This window comes from Pedobacter folensis (genome assembly GCF_056490665.1).
Window position 1 is genome coordinate 1,172,491 of record NZ_JBWJIF010000003.1, and the last position, 17,792, is coordinate 1,190,282.

General features: G+C 40.1%; 12 protein-coding genes. 11 read left to right on the forward strand and 1 reads right to left on the reverse strand.

Annotation, left to right across the window (positions count from 1 at the left end):
• Positions 1 to 15 precede the first annotated feature (15 nt).
• The 3 genes from AC04QZ_RS19630 (at position 16) to AC04QZ_RS19640 (ending at position 6,021) form a co-directional block, all read left to right on the forward strand.
• Positions 16 to 1,002: an aldo/keto reductase gene (locus AC04QZ_RS19630; RefSeq protein ID WP_478359132.1), complete on the forward strand. Its 987-nt coding sequence runs from the start codon at positions 16 to 18 to the stop codon at positions 1,000 to 1,002.
• A 169-nt stretch (positions 1,003 to 1,171) separates the two neighbouring features.
• Positions 1,172 to 1,795, forward strand: coding sequence for a Crp/Fnr family transcriptional regulator (locus AC04QZ_RS19635; protein WP_478359133.1), 624 nt, complete (start codon positions 1,172 to 1,174; stop codon positions 1,793 to 1,795).
• 83 nt (positions 1,796 to 1,878) lie between these two features.
• Entirely contained in the window at positions 1,879 to 6,021 is a 4,143-nt protein-coding gene (locus AC04QZ_RS19640) for a hybrid sensor histidine kinase/response regulator transcription factor (RefSeq protein WP_478359134.1), read from the forward strand.
• 166 nt (positions 6,022 to 6,187) lie between these two features.
• Here AC04QZ_RS19640 and AC04QZ_RS19645 read toward each other — a convergent pair whose 3' ends face one another.
• Positions 6,188 to 6,928, reverse strand: coding sequence for a LytR/AlgR family response regulator transcription factor (locus AC04QZ_RS19645; protein WP_478359135.1), 741 nt, complete (start codon positions 6,926 to 6,928; stop codon positions 6,188 to 6,190).
• 304 nt (positions 6,929 to 7,232) lie between these two features.
• Here AC04QZ_RS19645 and AC04QZ_RS19650 point away from each other — a divergent pair, with 304 nt between their 5' ends.
• From AC04QZ_RS19650 to AC04QZ_RS19685, 8 genes are all read left to right on the forward strand, one after another.
• Positions 7,233 to 8,453 (forward strand): hypothetical protein, encoded by a 1,221-nt coding sequence (locus tag AC04QZ_RS19650; RefSeq protein WP_478359136.1) that lies wholly within the window; start codon positions 7,233 to 7,235, stop codon positions 8,451 to 8,453.
• Positions 8,450 to 9,745 (forward strand): hypothetical protein, encoded by a 1,296-nt coding sequence (locus tag AC04QZ_RS19655; RefSeq protein WP_478359137.1) that lies wholly within the window; start codon positions 8,450 to 8,452, stop codon positions 9,743 to 9,745. Before AC04QZ_RS19650 ends, AC04QZ_RS19655 begins: the two co-directional genes overlap by 4 nt.
• A 2-nt stretch (positions 9,746 to 9,747) precedes the next feature.
• Positions 9,748 to 11,508, forward strand: coding sequence for a hypothetical protein (locus AC04QZ_RS19660; protein ID WP_478359138.1), 1,761 nt, complete (start codon positions 9,748 to 9,750; stop codon positions 11,506 to 11,508).
• Positions 11,505 to 12,404, forward strand: coding sequence for a hypothetical protein (locus AC04QZ_RS19665; RefSeq protein WP_478359139.1), 900 nt, complete (start codon positions 11,505 to 11,507; stop codon positions 12,402 to 12,404). The genes AC04QZ_RS19660 and AC04QZ_RS19665 overlap by 4 nt, the downstream gene beginning before the upstream one ends.
• A complete protein-coding gene (locus AC04QZ_RS19670) occupies positions 12,401 to 13,414 on the forward strand; it encodes a hypothetical protein (RefSeq protein ID WP_478359140.1) in 1,014 nt (337 codons plus the stop codon). The genes AC04QZ_RS19665 and AC04QZ_RS19670 overlap by 4 nt, the downstream gene beginning before the upstream one ends.
• A gap of 313 nt (positions 13,415 to 13,727) precedes the next feature.
• Positions 13,728 to 16,277 carry a TonB-dependent receptor gene (locus AC04QZ_RS19675; protein ID WP_478359141.1) on the forward strand — a complete coding sequence of 850 codons (2,550 nt, stop codon included), beginning with the start codon at positions 13,728 to 13,730 and terminating at the stop codon, positions 16,275 to 16,277.
• A complete protein-coding gene (locus AC04QZ_RS19680) occupies positions 16,274 to 17,371 on the forward strand; it encodes a DUF928 domain-containing protein (protein ID WP_478359142.1) in 1,098 nt (365 codons plus the stop codon). The genes AC04QZ_RS19675 and AC04QZ_RS19680 overlap by 4 nt, the downstream gene beginning before the upstream one ends.
• Before the next feature lies 1 nt (position 17,372).
• Positions 17,373 to 17,792, forward strand: coding sequence for a hypothetical protein (locus AC04QZ_RS19685; protein ID WP_478359143.1), 420 nt, complete (start codon positions 17,373 to 17,375; stop codon positions 17,790 to 17,792).

Sequence of the window (17,792 nt, forward strand, 5' to 3'; positions counted from 1 at the left end):
CATTAATAATTCATCATGGAATATAGAAAATTAGGAAACACAGATTTAAGCTTATCTGCCATTACTTATGGCAGTTTTGCTATTGGAGGCACTATGTGGGGAGGAACAGAAAAGAAAGAGGCTAAAGAAGCCATTCTGGCCTCAATTGACCTGGGCGTAACCACTTTAGATACCGCACCATTCTACGGGTTAGGCTTAAGCGAAGAACTGATTGCCAGTGCAACTGCGCAAACAGACCGCTCTAAAATACAGATTCTTACCAAGTTTGGAATGGTTTGGGATGGAAGTAATAATGGCCGCGGGGATTTTATGTTTGATATTGATCATTTAGGCAAAAATTACCCGGTTTATAAATACGCCTCGAAAGCCAATGTAATTAAAGAAGCCGAGGAAAGCTTAAAGCGTTTAAAAACAGATTATATTGATTTACTGCAATTGCACTGGGCAGATTCGACCACACCTATTGAGGAAACAATGGAGGCCCTGCAATTACTGATAGATCAGGGTAAAATCAGGGCGGCTGGTGTAAGCAATTACAGCGCAGCACAAATGATGCAGGCGCAGCAAAGCATCAATGTGGCCTCCAATCAGGTGCCTTACAGCATGTTGAAAAGGGAAATCGAAGCTGAGCTGATACCGGCTGCAATTGCAAATCATATCGGTATAATTGCCTACAGTCCGCTGGAAAGAGGCTTGCTCAGTGGTAAGTTTTTCAAAGGGGATACCCTGCAGGCCAGCGATCACCGAAACGGCTATTTTAGTCACTTCGATCTTTCAAAGGTTAAAAATTTTCTTGAAAGAATTGAGGTTATTGCAAATGAAAAGCGGATCAGCCTTTCGCAACTGGTGCTAAAATGGACTACTATGCAGCCTGGTATTAGTATCGTTTTAGCCGGCGCGCGAAATAAAGCACAAGCCATCAGTAATGCGCAATCTGTTTCAGTAAGCCTGGATGATGAGGAGATGGAATTCATTAATACTGAATTAATGGCCCTGGTATAACATTCCAAAGCTGGTTATTCCATATTTTAATCCTCTTACCGTTAGCAGCTCCAAAAAAGAGCTGCTTTTTGGTTTAAAAAGACAAAACAACCCCCAAATAAGGATATTAGCGTCCCCTTAAAAAACAAAATCCTGCCGAAATTTATGCTATAACCAACCGGAGATAGCCATGTATTATCATTCAAGCCATTATAATAATGATGCTCAAAACGATGTTTTGAAGCATTTAAAATCGGTAGATTATTCAAAAACCGATTTGCCTGAACGTGGGGTATACCCTACAAGTCCAACATCGGGCATAATAGAATTAAGTAAGAAAGATTTTTTCCTGCATTCAGGAAAGGTCCAGAAATTTCTGGGCTTTATTGCAAAAGGATTAGCCCGCGCTTATTTTATCGATGAAAACGGAAATGAGCATACTGTAGCTTTTTTTTCTGAAGGAGACTACGTGGCAGATTATCCGGCATTTCTGAAACAGCAGCCCAGCAATTATCTTATCCAATGCCTGGAGCAAACTAAAATTATATGTATTCCTTTTGGTGACCTGAATCAAATCTACAGTCATTCAGCCTGTGGAGGCAATTACCGCTGTCTGATCGCAGAAGAGCTACTCAACAGACAACAAATCCGTTTGGAAAGTTTTATCTTGCAAAAGGCAGAGCAGCGTTATTTGGATTTCATTAAAGCACAACCTAAATTATTTGGAAGGATTTCGCTTTCACACTTATGCAGCTATTTGGGGATAGAAAGGCAAACGCTCACCCGGATCAGGCAGCGCCTGGCACACCGATAGGCCAGACAATAAGATGTTTTTATTTAAGTTATAAAGAAAATTTGGGAAGCTATTTTGTAAATTAGATAGCAGTAGCACTGGTTATGAATATTTGTAAGTATTTATTTGTTGCATTTCTATCCCTGGCTTGTAATTTCCTGCGGGCCCAATCGCCCAGCTTTAAACATTTTACTAACCGGGATGGCCTGGTTCAAAGCCAGATCTCTGGCATCGTTCAGGATAGGGTAGGCTTTATATGGCTGGCCACGCAGAAAGGGCTAATCAGATATGACGGATATGAATTTAAAGCTTACCAGCCGATAACTAATGACAGCACAACCATAAGCAATAAAAAGATAAACGTTATTTTTCAGGATAGCGCCGGCCAGCTTTGGGTGGGTACTTCGAATGGGTTAAATCGCTATAATTGTACACGTGGTACATTTACACGTATTGATCTTCGTGATATAAAAGGCGGAAGAAACTATATCTCGTCTATTACCGAAGACAAGCATAAAAACATTTGGGTAGGCACTTTCGGAGGTCTCAAAAAGTTAAACAAAAAAACGCTCAAGCTTGAAGACATTCGTACCGAACAATCGAATACCTTTCTGAAAGAAAATCCGGTTTTTGCGCTGCTAGCTGATCATGAAAATAATATATGGGCGGGTACACAGGCTGGGCTGATTAGGTTTAACGCCAGTAGCCATAAATTGGTTACATTACCAGCTCCCTTCTCAAAATTTGCAGATTTTGCCAATAACCGGATTCTAGTCATCAGGCAGGATAGTAACCAGGACATTTATTTGGGTACTGAAATTTCAGGGGTATTCCGTTATTCGGTACAACAAAATACCATCAAAAACTACAGCTACCGGGATGCTGTTAGTCCAATAGCATCAAACTGGGTTAAAGATATTTTGTTCAATAATAACCAGGTTTGGTTTGCAACCCGCGATGGAATTAGCGTTCTGGATAAAAACACCCAGAAATTTGCCAATTATAAGCACAATCCCCTTAATAGTAAAAGCCTGAACGATAACTCGGTATGGAGCCTTTTAAAAGATAAGAACAACTGTATATGGGTAGGAACCTTTGCCGGCGGGCTTAATTTCTATTATGCAGGTAACGCCAACTTCCGGAACATTGGGGAGCGGGTAGGCGAATCGCCTGGATTAAATCATGTGCTGGTAACTGCCCTCTCAGCAGATGCCGATAATTCCCTTTGGGTAGGTACTGCCGGTGGATTGAACCGGATCTGGCTTAGCCCAGCCCAGAGTGAAAGCTATAACATCCCGATGCAAAACAATACCCAGTCGTTTACGGGGGTAAAATCTTTAGCCGACGATCACAAAGGAAACTTGTGGGTAGGTACCTTGAACGGACTGGGGTTATTCAATAAAAAGCGCAAAGTTTTCCAATATTTGAGGTTTAGCTCCCCGCAAAGTAAATTAAGCGAAACGCTCATTTCCTGTTTACTATCGGATGGAGAGGGCGCCTGGGTAGGCACAAACGGAGGCGGATTGCGTTATTTATTGCCCGATGGGAGATCCCAATTGCTCCTCAATAAGCCTGCTAAAACAGATACCTTGCGAAAAAGCAAAATTGGTTTATCTGATAATTACATTACTGCCTTACTGAAAACTGCTCCGGACCGCTTGTGGATTGGCACACAAAACGGCCTAAACCTTTACGATACCCGGCAGGATAAGATATTGGCCATTTACCAAAAAATAGGAGACAGGAAATTTCAGCTTAATAAAAGCAACGTATTATCGTTATTCAAAGATTCAAAAAACAGGCTATGGGTAGGTGCAGAAGATGGGGGGCTTCATTATTTCGATCAAAGTAGCCAAAGGTTTTACGTAATTGATGTAAGGCAAGGCCTTAATGATAACCTTATACATGCCATAACTGAAGACGACCAGCACAATCTTTGGGTGAGTACAGACCGGGGCCTTTCGGAAATAAAGTTCAAAAAATTCAACCTACCTTTTAAAAAGGAAAACCTCGACATTACCGCTTATACCACTAACGATGGGTTGATCAGCAATCAGTTCTCGAACCAGGCTGTTGTTAAACTAAAAGATGGCCAGTTAATTTTTGGAGGCATTAACGGATTAACCATTTTTCATCCTAACCAAATCACTAAAAACACAATTCCACCACCGCTGGTGATTACTGAGCTATCAGTAAATAATATACCATTGAAACCCGGCAATAAAGATTCCATATTTAACTCCTCTGTCGAAACCATACAAGATTTAGAACTGAACCACAATCAATCTTCACTCGGGATAAAATTTGCTGCGCTTAATTACATTAATCCTTACAATAACAGCTATGCCTATAAAATGGAAGGCGATGGGGAAAACAATAACTGGCAGGTTATAGGCGACCAACGAGTTGTTAACTTTACCAATCTGCCGCCAGGACATTATGTTTTTAAAGTGAAAGTCGCCAATTACGGGAATGGTTCTGGCGAGAAGTACCGGTCACTCCATATCCATATCCGGCCTCCATTGTGGCTCAGCTGGTGGGCATACCTCATTTACTTGATACTCCTTGTAATAACCTGTTACATCATCTTTAGGTTTATCAGCGCCAGGCAAAAGCTAAAACGCGATCTTTACCTTGAGCATGCACATAACGAAAAACTCAATGAGCTTTATGATATGAAGCTCAACTTCTTTACCAATATTTCTCATGAAATCCGCACACCATTAACCTTAATAATTGGGCCTGTTGAAAAATTGATACAGGAAAGTAAAGAGGGTGATTTTTCCAAAACGCTGCGGTTAATCAAGACCAACGCCGACCGGTTAATGAAATTGGTTAACGAGCTTTTGGATTTTCGAAAAGCGGAAGAAGGGCACCTTAGAATTTACTGTAGCCTGGAAGATCTGGTACCATTTTGTCACCGGATTTATCAGTCTTTTGAAAGTCTGGCAACGCACAGGAACATTACATTTACATTTTCAGCTCCGAGAGAACCACTCTTTATTTATTTCGATGGCAACCAACTTGAAAAGGTGATCTTCAATTTATTGGCCAATGCATTCAAGTTTAGTCCCGATGGTGGAGATATCTCATTAAGCATGGCCGATTCTGATTCAGATAGGAATTGGGTTGATATCACAGTGACTGATAACGGCTGCGGCATTGAGGAGGATTTTAGAGAAAAGATATTCGAAAGTTTTGTTCAGCTAGACCAAAAGGGTATCGCCCAGATGGGGACAGGAATAGGGCTGGCGATGGCCAAAAACATTATTGAACTCCACAAAGGAAAAATAGGGGTAACAAGCGAACAATCGCCTAAAAAAAATAAAACCTGTTTTACCGTATCCCTTCAGAAAGGTGATGCACATCTTTCACCTGCCGAAATCCTTTCACAAACCGCAGTTCCGTATCCCCATCCGCATCAGGTGAACATGCCAGAAAACCTGAACCAGCTCTTTGCTGTACCCGAAAGCGGAGACGGCAGGAAATACAAAGTTATGGTTGTAGAGGATAATTTAGATGTTAAAAACCTTATTATGGATCATCTGTCCTTTGGATATCAGTTAGTTGGCTGTGAAAACGGCCAGGTTGCATTGGATTTTTTAGAAAATGAAATCCCCGATCTGATCGTAAGCGATATTATGATGCCGGTTTTAGATGGAATCCAGCTTTGTCAAAAAGTGAAATCTGCAGAGGCGACTAATCATATCCCTTTTATTTTGCTTACCGCGAAAGCTTCGGTTGAACATCAGTTGGAAGGATTGGGTATTGGTGCAGACGCTTATCTCTCTAAACCCTTTAGTCCGCAATTGTTACAGCTGAATATCCGCAACCTGCTCAGGGGACAAGAGATTGTCAGGGCGAAGTTCTGTAAAACCATATTGATATCACCAATCCCCGCCAACGCGGTTAGCCCTGAAGAAAAATTCATCGCAAAGCTGATGACAATTGTAGAAGAAAGAGTGCCTGATGCCAGTTTCGACGTACAAAACCTGGTTGATGAAATGGGGATGAGCAGATCAGTACTTTATAAAAAAGTTCAGCAGCTCACCAATTATGCGGTAGCAGATTTAATTAAAGAAGTAAGGTTGAAACGGGCAGCACAATTACTCAAAGAAACATCTTTCAATATTAACGAAATCACTTTCATGAGTGGTTTTAACAACAGGAAACACTTTAGTCAGGAGTTCAAGAAAAAATATGGGGTTAACCCTTCTTTATACGCCAAATACAAGATAGCTGACTGATCTGGTAAAAAACGGGATATAAGGTACGTTCCAGTTTAATATACTACACAATTTTATTCACTGGTATTGTCACTTACATCCACAAACGGAAGACAATTTTACCTTGCATACTATGGATAGTCCAATTTACTTTTCTTTTGCCCAAATACCCAAACAACCTATTATTCTAATTCCTGCCTGTTCTAATTGTTCTTGTTTTTACAAAACCAATGAGCTCATCTTTATAGTTTTCTCCAATGGTTAATAATAAATCGTTTTTCATCCTGACCAGATTATTCTCTATTTCCTCTAAATAATTTCTAGAAATGATAAAAGATCTATGGATCTGAATAAAGGAGTTATTATCCCTGAGTATTTCTTTGATTTTTGTGAGTGTAATATGGGCAACTACAGTTTTTTGTGTGGTATATATAGAAATGTAATTTTGGATACTCTCAATGGCTATGATTTCATCAAATCTAATCTTTACAAGTTTCGACTTGTCATTTTTGCTCTTGATGAAGAAATATTGGTCGTTGCTCTTTTCCTGATCCGGCTTCGCAAGTATCCGTCGGCTTTGTAATTTATGGAGTACTCTTGCAAAATGGCCCAGAGAATAGGGTTTTAAAAGAAAAGCATCAGCCTCAATTTCAAATGCATCTATTGCATATTTAGAATGCGCAGTCGTAAAAATAAGATTTCTTGTTTTATTGCGTATAATCTTGGCCAAGTCTATTCCTGACAGGCCTGGCATTTCGATATCCATGAAAACAATATCAAGGTTATCTCCTGCAGTAATACGGTTCATTGCTTTAATGGGATCGGTAAAGCATTCTAGAAGTTCATAATCGTCAAGCGTGGTGAGATAATCACAAAGTAGTTCCAGGTTTGCGGGATCGTCATCGACCGCAATACAGTTAAATTTCATATAGAGAGCACTTTAAAGTTCAAATATAAGAATCTGTAAGGTACGATTGACAAAAAAAGAAGTTTCATCCTACATTTTATCCAATTCATGGTATTATAGTACCACTTACGTGTAATGTAAGGGTTTGGCGCTATAAAATCTCTTTTTTTTCCTTCATCTTCGATTCGGAGTTCTCAAGCTCCACAAACAAACTAAATGCCTACAGATTGATTGTCGCCCGTTGAAAAGGACATTGTTTGGCTGATCAAGTGATATGGCATGCTGGATTTTTTAAGAGAATAAATTATAGCGAAAAGAAAACGGAATGAAAATTAATATTATTGCTATAGCCATCTGTTGTGTGGCTTTTACATTTATTTCTTGTATTAAAGTAAATGCACAGGTTCACTCCGATCAAAATGGTTTAAAATCTTCAGTGATTAATGACCTCAATACTAACAATCTGCCGCAGGCATTGAGATATGAAGTAGCCATAGTCGGTTTTAATTCTTATCACTGGCAGTTAGGTGGGATAATTATTGTCGAGCTTTTTCAGCAGTCTTACACTACAGGTTACCAAAAATATATCATCAATAACGGCGCTGGTACAGGAATCAATTCAGGCCAAACTAAATTAAATCTGGTCGAAACTGGTGGACAAGAACAGTTCGCAAAGGTAACTTTAGGCACCCCTTATGATTTGCAGACCAGTTATAGCGGTTACGTTAATAAGGCATTTCCCATTTATGTTGATGTAAGAAATTATGCAAGGTACAGAGTAAAAATTACTTATCAGCAGGACAGGGTCGAAGACCTTACTTCACAGAATCAAATTAAAATTAATACAGCACCAGCATCGGTACATATTGAAGATTTTTCAGTCCCGGTTTTATCAGATAATCCACTAACTTCTACGAGCAACCTCATGGTTACGGGGGAAGGCACACACTTTATCTCACAGGGTAAGCTTGGTATAGGTACAACAAGTCCAAACTATCCACTTGATGTAGCACGGTACATGTCTATCGGTGCCCAGGGAGGATTAGATATTGCCCTGCTGGGTGGGGGGACTGGTATAGGGGCTATGCTAAAATTATATTATGCAGATGGCCGCGAGAATACCCGTTTGATGGGTAATAATGACAGCTGGCTCAATGCTTACTCAGGCAATTTGGGCATTGGCCTTGTCAATCCGACTGAAAAACTAACCGTAAACGGAAAAATTAAGGCCAGAGAGATCAGGGTAGATGCCAGCGATGTGCCCGACTACGTTTTTGAAGAGGGTTATAAGGCTGCAACGTTGAATGAGTTGGAAAGTTATATTAAAAAGAACAAACACCTGCCCGAAATACCGAGTGCTATTGAAGCTGAAAAGAATGGGCTGGAATTGGGTGAAATGAATAAAATGCTGCTTAAAAAAATTGAAGAACTCACCTTGTATATCATGGAAGAGCACAAGCTAAATGAAAAACAAGGAGACTTATTAGATGCCCAGCGTTTAAAGATCGCTGAACTAGAGAAAACATTAAAATCCTTTAAGAAATGAAATTCACATCTCACATAGTTTCAATTTTTATGCTAATGGTTGCCTTTTCACACCAGGCATATGCGCAGAATACTTTTCCAGGCTCTGGCCCTGCGGGAGTAAATACTTTAAACCCTGCTGGTCATTTTCAGGTAAAGGGAGATTCTTGGTTCGATGCCTCCACCCTGTTTACACTGACTAATAATGCGACAGATTTTGGCCGCACTACTTTTATGTTGACAGGACGTTTCCAGCAGAATAACGATGCTTGGACGTTCGGTTCAGGTGCAAGGAATGCCATAGTATTTGCACAGAACGAATCTGAATCAGGGCTTAATGTGGGTGCCTGGGGTGAGGAGAAGTTTTCACTCCAGTTGGAAGGAAATTCCCGCTCACTTGGTTTTCTATCGAAACAAATGGGCAATACGCCCAATATGGTGATGAGCCAAAACGGCTATATCGGCATAGGGAGTGTAATCCCGCGGGAAAAGCTCGACATATGGGGAGGTAGGGTTTCTATAACAGGAGACGACCATAACGGTACGGCACTGATTACCTCATATAACGGTTTGGCCCTTTATTCCAATAATCAATTCTCTAATGGGCTTTCCATTAGCCCTGATGGAAATATTGGGATTGGAACTGGTACAGCATATGCAGGTGCGAAGCTACATGTGCTTGGTGGTGCAATGGTTTTGGGAGTCAATAGCGTTATTCACAATACAGATGGATATTTGAGCCTTGGGAATATTCTCGAAAATTCCTCTCCGATAATTAGCGATTGGGCCGGTAAAACCACTATGCTGCTTAATGGTTTAGATTATTCTACTATCGGTTTTCATGATTCGGGATCAAGAGTAGATTTTATTCGTGCTGGTAATGGCGCAATTGAACTGGGTTACGATGGCGGTTTTGGACCGGCCAACATCAGGCTTCCTGGTGGCATTTGGAATAATGCAGGTAATGTAGGGATTGGCATGAATAATCCAACAGAAAAATTAACGGTAAATGGAACAGTCAAAGCCCGGGAAATTCGGGTTGATGGCCAGGGAGCACCCGATTATGTTTTTGAAGAAACTTATCATAAACTTTCACTCGCTGAAGTTGAAAAATACATCCGTTTGAACAAACACCTTCCTGAAGTACCTTCTGCAAAAGAATTCGAACGTGATGGAATGGCTGTTGGAGAGATGAATAAGCTGTTGCTGAAAAAGATAGAAGAACTCACCCTGCATTTAATTGAAAAGGAAAAAGAATTGAAAAGCCAGGCTGAGCGCTTGGAAAAAATAGAAAAATTGTTAAAAATTAATTAAAAATGAGCATTAGGTTAAGCTATCTTATAATTTTCTTTTTACTCGGCGTAAAGAGTGTGCTGGCGCAAACAGGTGTACGTAACGATGCGGGCCTACAGGGTAATGCCGGTGCAGTTTCGGGCTTTTTTGAAACTGTAGCACCTATAAATTATCCTTCTGGCGCAGCCAATTGGTGGCATTTGCTTGATGTGAGACATTCCAATGAGGTTAATAATTATGCCATGCAGATGGCTGGGAGTTTTTTTGATCAGAATTTCTATCTGAGGAAAACCAATGGTAATCCTCAACAACCCTGGTTAAGAATACTTACCGAAAGTAATGGTGTACTCAGTTCGGGGAATTTAAACATTCAAACCTCTATCGGACAGTCTTTTTTTACAGGTCATCAATTGGGAAGTACATATGGTTATGGGGCCGGCATTTTCAGGGCTTTAACTGATAATCCAAACGGTGCTCAGAATTTTTATTTTGATGGCATAACAGCTGGTAACCGTCTTTTTAGTGTAAGGGCAGATGGACAGGGCTATTTTGACGGTAGCATAGGTGTTGGTACGCCTACCCCCTTTGCTAAACTGCATATTCGGAAAATGGACGCTTTTACGGATGCCAATGCATCTGGCTCAACCGTCGATAATTTATTACTTATCCAAACACCTTATACCGGTGCCAATCCAGGAGGAACGAATGGCGCAGGATATAAATGGGGGATACAGCTTTATGGAAGGAATGATGCTGATCAGCTAACACCAGAAAAAAGTGTGGGTATTTACGCCGTAAGTGAAGATCCGGGTTTAGGGTTTAATCGTAGTGTTGGCTTGGCTTTACATACCAGTCCTTTTGATCAGGCCAACCGGGAGGCCGCCCGTATTACATCGAACGGCTTTTTAGGCCTTGGAACAGCTAATCCGAGACAAAAATTTGATCTCTGGGGTGGAAAACTAACGGTAACTGGTGAAGACCATAATGGTACGGCACTCATTACCTCAGCAGGAGGCGTTGCTTATTTTGGTAATGATTTTTATGATAATGGACTCGCGGTTTCGAGCAGTGGAAAAATTGGGATCGGAACTGCTCTTCCTGAAGGGAAACTTCATTTGAATTATGATGGCACGGCACTAAATGGGTCTAATCCTACATTCGGAGGGAGCGGTCTGATCGTTCAGGCAGCAACAGGAGGAAGATTTTCGGACAAAGGCGCCCAGATAGAATTTGTAATCCCTGCAAATAGTGACGGCTCAAATTTTTATGGCCAGGGAAGGATTATTACTGTCGCAGGAAACCTGCAGAACAGCAACGCTGCCGGGAAGATGATTTTGGGTACCCGGCGGCTTTTTGACAAATATGGCAATGGACTTAACTGGTTTTACGGGGATGATATCGTGATTGATGGTACAGGCAATGTTGGCATCAATATTTCTAATCCTTCTGAAAAATTAACGGTAAACGGAACGGTCAAAGCCCGGGAAATTAGGGTTGATGGCCAGGGAGCACCTGATTATGTTTTTGAAGAAAGCTATCATAAACTTTCACTCGCTGAAGTTGAAAAATACATCCGTTTGAACAAACATCTTCCTGAAGTACCTTCTGCTAAAGAATTCGAACGTGATGGAATGGCTGTTGGAGAGATGAACAAACTGCTACTTAAGAAAATTGAAGAGCTCACACTGCACCTGATCGAACACGAGCGAAAGATGAACGAGCAGGCCGAAGTATTGGCCAGGCAGCAAAAGGAAATAGCAGAACTTAAAGGAAAGGTCAAATGAAACATTTATACATTTTAACCTTGGTGCTCTTTAGCGGTATGAACTTATCTGCGCAGCAGTTCAGTTTACCTGCCGATGGAAAATGGTATCTGGTGGCTAAAGTTGGTGGTTTGCACAGCGAATTTGAGTACACCTATAAACATACCACAGCACATAAGCCTTCATTGGTATCGGGTAGGATCCAGTTTATCAATTCACAGAATTTTTCTATTCAGGAGCATCATAGTATGGGTTATGCAGCATGGCTGCAACCACAGTTTGCACTATTAAATTTTGGAGGAGAAAGCCAGATATGGGTAAAAGCAGCAATAGGTGCAGATTTGGGAGTTTTTAAAGTGAGTAATCTTTTAGCAGGCGCATTGGAACTCGGTTCGATTAGTGACGACAACTTGAATGATAACGGTGCAATAGTGACTATCTATAATATGATAAGAGACAATGCCCATACTTACGTGGGCAACCTGAACGTGATGGATGGAAACGTGGGTATAGGGACTGATCTGCCCTCTGATAAACTTACAGTAAACGGAAATATCAGGGCGAGAGCCATCAGGGTTGATGTTGAGGCAATGCCCGATTATGTTTTTGCGCCAAAATATGAGCTGTTGCCCTTACCTGAGCTTGAAAAATTTATACAAGTGTACAAACACCTGCCTGAGGTGCCCTCGGCCAAAGAAGCAGAAAAGAATGGAATTGAACTGGGAAAGATGAACAAAATTTTACTCAAAAAGATCGAAGAACTCACGCTACATCTGATTGAAAAGAATAAAATTTTAGATGCACAACAGGCAGATATTAATGTACTAAAAAAGAATACTACCGATCAACAGGAAATGCTTTCGGTGTTACAAACACAGGTTAAACAAATATTAGCAGGCCAATCTAAAAGAAAATGAAGAAGTATCTAATTTATATGTTAATTACCCTTACCGGCGCATGGCAATTGCGTGCGCAGGCTCCGATCGTTACAACAGGGGTGACCATAAAAGATGCATACGATAATGTGCTGACCAGTAGGCAAGGGGATTTTGTGCATCAGCTTATCGGTACCTATGCAGGCTGGGATCCGGAAGCAATTTTTGTTGGTGGTTATAATGCTTCTTCGGTTTACAACGCCACTTCTACCAAGAGAATTTATCTTGGTGGACCGCTTTCTGGTACTTATTTTTTGGCGATGGATATTCCTTCTGGTAATCTTGGTTTGAATATAACAACCCCCCAAAGCTACTTTCATGGTGGGAACAACAAGGTTTTTGAAATTTTGAACCCAAATACCGAAATAAATAGCCAATCACATCTGATACTCAGCAATAACTCAACCCTAAGCGGAAGCTCCGCCGGAAGTATAACCTGGGTTGCCAAAAATGCACAATTTAATAAAGGTATGGCTTATATAGGTGCCCAGCTTGCCGAAGATGCTACTCATGATGCCCGTGCCAGGCTTTTTTTTGCTACTTCTAATGGTGCCCAGCCAATGGTTAGAATGGTTATTGATCCTGTGGGGAATGTGGGCATCGGTACTTATAATCCCGAAGATAAACTCACTGTGAACGGGCGTATTAAAGCAAATGAAATCCGGGTGAATGGACAACAAATTCCTGATTATGTATTTGAAGATAATTACAAAAACCTTCCCTTACCAGAACTAGAAGCATTCATTAAAAAACACAACCACTTGCCTGAAGTTCCATCAGCCAAAGAGGCTGCAAATAATGGAATAGCGTTAGGGGAGCTAAATAAAATATTGCTCAAAAAGATTGAAGAGCTTACACTCCATTTAATTGCGCAGGATAAAGAAATTAAAATATTAAAAAAGCAACAGGCTAATCTTAATGACTTTAAAAATCGGGTATTCCGAAAATCCATGATTAGGATTGGATCTGTAAAAAAAATAAGGAAGCAATAAAAAAAACGATGATTATGAAGTTTAAACAGCTATTATATAAGCCCGATTACCAGCAAATTAAGCCAGCTCTCCAAAATATCCGAATGGAATATTGGCGGTTTCATCAAACATTCAGTCACTTTCGTCATTAGAAATGTACTGTTTGTGGAAACGGAGCTTTGCCGGCTTTTTTGACGCTGTTTTTTTAAGGATATTCGAAATTGAGTTCTCAAGCTCATAAACCAAACTAAATAACGCTTTTATTAATGTCTATTCCATCTTGCCCTACATGCCGGAGAAAGCCTTTGATAAAGTGCTATGCTAAATTTAATATATGAACAAAGCCGTAATAACAGCTATTGTGCTGATATTTTTTTGCCTGCATGCTGTGCAGCTATTTGCACAACTTCCTCCAACGGGGCAGGCTGCTATCGATAGTCTGAAATCGGGGAAAAAGAAGCTTTCAAAGCTTGATTCGCTGGCTAAACAAAAAATCCAGGCGACCAAAAACTCGTTAAACTTACAAGTAGGCTTGCAAACCGGGCAATCAGCTACCACAGAATTGTTAAACAAAGATAGTTTGAAAAAAAATGTGAAAGTACAATCTGCTGCTGTTTCTAATAAATATATTAAAACAAAAGAACTGATAACAGATAGTTTGAAATCAGCACAGAAGAAATTCTCTAAGCTCGACTCGGTGGCAATGGGTAAAATACAGGCTACCAAAAAAACGATATTGACGCAAGCGGATGAACGCGTGAAACAATCTGATATTGCAAAGCTCTTAAAAAAAGACACACTCAAAAAAGGTGCTAAAATACAGTTTAGTGATGTTTCTGTAGAAAATGCAACGCAATACATCAAAACACAGGATCCGGCAAATGGTAAAAACCTGTTAAATAATGTAACCTTTTCCGGTCAACTGAAAATATATAACATTCCAATTGATCTTTCATTGGCCAATGCTTACACGGCCATGAGAGATTTTAGGTTCGATCAGGGCAATCTTTTTAAGTTCAATTTACCCAAACCGAGTTTTAACCAGTTTTTTAAGGCCGACATAGACAAATACCGGAACTTGCGCAAGAATATATTAAGTGGGCAAACCGCTGAGTCTTTTCTCCGAAAGAAGATACAGGATAAGATTGCAAAGAATGTTAACCTGTCCGGTTCACCAAAACTTCAGGCCTATTTAAACAATCCACAAAATTTAAGGAGCATGCTTAAAATGGATGAACTGGAGCTTAAAGGGAAACTTAATGAATTTACAAATGAAATTAAAGCGCAGGCCCAAAATCAGGGAAGGCAGCTCAATCAGCACGGACAAGACTCGCTCAATAATCTCTTAAATGCCAAAAAGCAGGAGTTATTTGCCGAAATTCAAAAAGTACAGCAATCACTAAATGAGAGCGGCCTTGACCCTGAAAGACTTGATTTACTGGAAAAAGTAGCCCAAGGAAAAATCTCGCAAAGAGAACTTGAAAATTTCTTTGTGTCAGAACTTGCTAAAGGAAAAGATATGGGCTTTTTACAAAAAAGTTATGCCCGGTTTCGTGAGTTTCAGGCCGGTAATTTTGGGCATCAGCTACCGGGGAGTTTCCTTAATCGTGATCTATTTTTAAATGGTTTCAACTTTTCTTTAAGAACGCCAAGAGGGCCTGTAAACGTGGGGCTTAGTACTAACCGTGATCTTAATTCAACTAAAGATGTGGGCTTTAATGCCTCTACTTTCTCCATTCCAAAACTGTACAGTTATTTAAGTGTGCCTACCACAAATTTTTCATTTGGCTCAGGTAAACTTTCTTGGGTGGGTACATACGACAGGCAATTTAATGGTAGCATGGCACAAGCACAAAATGCGCTGCCCAGAAACAATATGGTATTTACGCTTAGCCAGGCTTTTAATTTCAGCAAGGCTGGCACACTTACCTTTGATGTATCTAAATCGTCAACACAGTACAAAGAACTTGCTGCATTTGGCCCCGATCAATTAATGATTGATAGAAATACCAATGGCAACTACTTTAGAGATGATTTTCTTCAAACCATGTCGGTTGGGCTAAACCATTCAGTAGATAATAAAAAACTTGGGTTAAGGAGTTCTGTATTTGTAAATTATGCAGGTTCTGGTTTTCAAAATCCAGGGCAACAAGGTATTGGTAACCTGAATTTAAGGTTTGGTGGCAATATCCGCAAAGATTTTTTTCACAACAAAATGACACTTTCGCTACGTTCTGATTTTAAGAATATGCCGATTAGTGCTAGCGACAATTCGCATTGGAGCAACCACAACATTCAGATCGATTCGAGATTCCGCATTTCCAGGTCGGCCAATTTGGGTTTAAAATATATTGATAATGGCGTTGATAAGGTATCGCAGGGCAACACTCCGGTTTATGCCTCTAAAAAACTTCAACTCGATCTCAATTCGAATTATAAACTTTTTGGGCAGCGCGGTTTTAGCCATGTGAGTGTGGCGCAGCAGGAAATTGCTAATCCTTTATCACTGGGTAATTCTAGTCTCTTGCAGCTAAATTATGTACAAACGGTCGTATTTAAAGATTTTTCACTTTCCGGAAACCTTTTTTACAACCGTGAACTGAATGCCAATACCATATTGGGCAATATGCTTAATTCAGATGCTTCGCTTCAATATCAATTATTCAGAGGCGTTTCAATGTCGAGCGGATTGAGTTATCTCGATAATCAGCATCTTGCCCGTCAGGCCGGCATTAAACAAAGTATCCAGTTCATGCTGAAAAAACATTTTGATATCTCGGCATATGTAGATATCCGCAAAAACCTGATTACCCCAACTTATCCTGATCTTTTCTCTACCAATAGGGGAGAAATATCTATACACTATTATCTCGACAAACAATGAGCAAGCTTAAATTAAGATTATTATTTTTTTTTATTTCCATAAGCGCAGCTGCCTCAGCTCAAACCAGTATTGTGTTTGTCCCTGAAGTGTATGGTACTACATTGAACGGGCTTTTCAGGGCATCGATATTCAATGCTTCAGGCGCGAAATCGGTTAGAATGAACATCACCGTAAGCGAAGCCCGTGCAGGAAAAATTGCCACTATACAAACAGGTACTTTTACGATTATGCCAGGAAATAATCCTATTCCAACAGGAGTAGCCCGCACTGCCAGTGTAGCCATGGCACAAAACGCAACAGCGAATTTTATCAGGCGAAACCAATACTTTCCACAGGGTGATTACGAATACTCATTTAATATTTATTCGGCCTCCTCAAGCGAGGAGATCATTATTGATCAAACCTTTAATAATGAGATTACCCCACCAGCACCTTTAGATCTGATTGAACCCTACGATCAGGACGAAATTTGCGAAAAACGGCCTCTGCTTACCTGGCAACCTTCTATGCCAAAAGTAGATGGTCTGCGCTATCAGGTGATGCTGGTCGAAATTAAAGATAAACAGAATGCTGTTGAAGCCCTGAACTATAACCTGCCAATTGTGAATCAGAAAGAGGTGGTGGCCAATCTATTGGTTTACCCACCCAATTCAAAGGAGCTGGTGGCGGGTAAAAAATATGCCTGGCAGGTAAGCGCCTACCGCGATCAAACCATCATCAATCGATCAGATGTCTGGTCGTTCGAGGTAAACTGTCAGGATACGATTAGCGCCGTTATTCCAACTGATTATGGGTATAGAGATATAGAGGATTTGGTTAAGGGTAATTTTTACATAGCCGAAGGTTTTATTCGCTTCTCTATAATGAACTCTTATAGTGAACAAAAATTGCGTTTTAATATTGTATGTACTACTGATCCCAAATCAAAAATAAGAAGCTTACCAACGATTAAACTGAAAAAAGGCCAGAACAAAGTTAACATAGATCTCAGTCGTAATTTTTCATTTAAAGAAGGTTATTCATATGTAATGACTGCGTACTTACCAGATGGTACCCCAAAAAGTTTAAGATTTATTTATAAGAATGTAGAATAGAATGAGAAAAATATATTTTATAGTACTGCTTACACTTGCTTTATCTGCCTGCAAAAGAAAAACTACTTCAGTTAAACAGCAGGATAAAGATTTAATGATACAGGTAAAGCAAGAGGATGCTGTAGATGATTCAACAAAAATAGCCTATCAGATACGGATTTTTAATCAGATGAAACTGAGCGAGCCGGGTGTTAAAAAATTAACGGAAGTAATGGATTACAGTCAGGATAGTAGTTTTTACAAACTAAAAGGTCTTCAAAAAGTGTTTCCTGTAGGCGTTATTCCGGTAGCCAGCGGAATAAAAAACTGCTTTGAATATGTTGTACTGTTTGATAAGGCAGAAATAGCCGAAACGGTAGGCGCATTTGTTTTTAATGCAAAAAATATTAATGGAAAAACCTATCAATTGAGGATAAAGTAG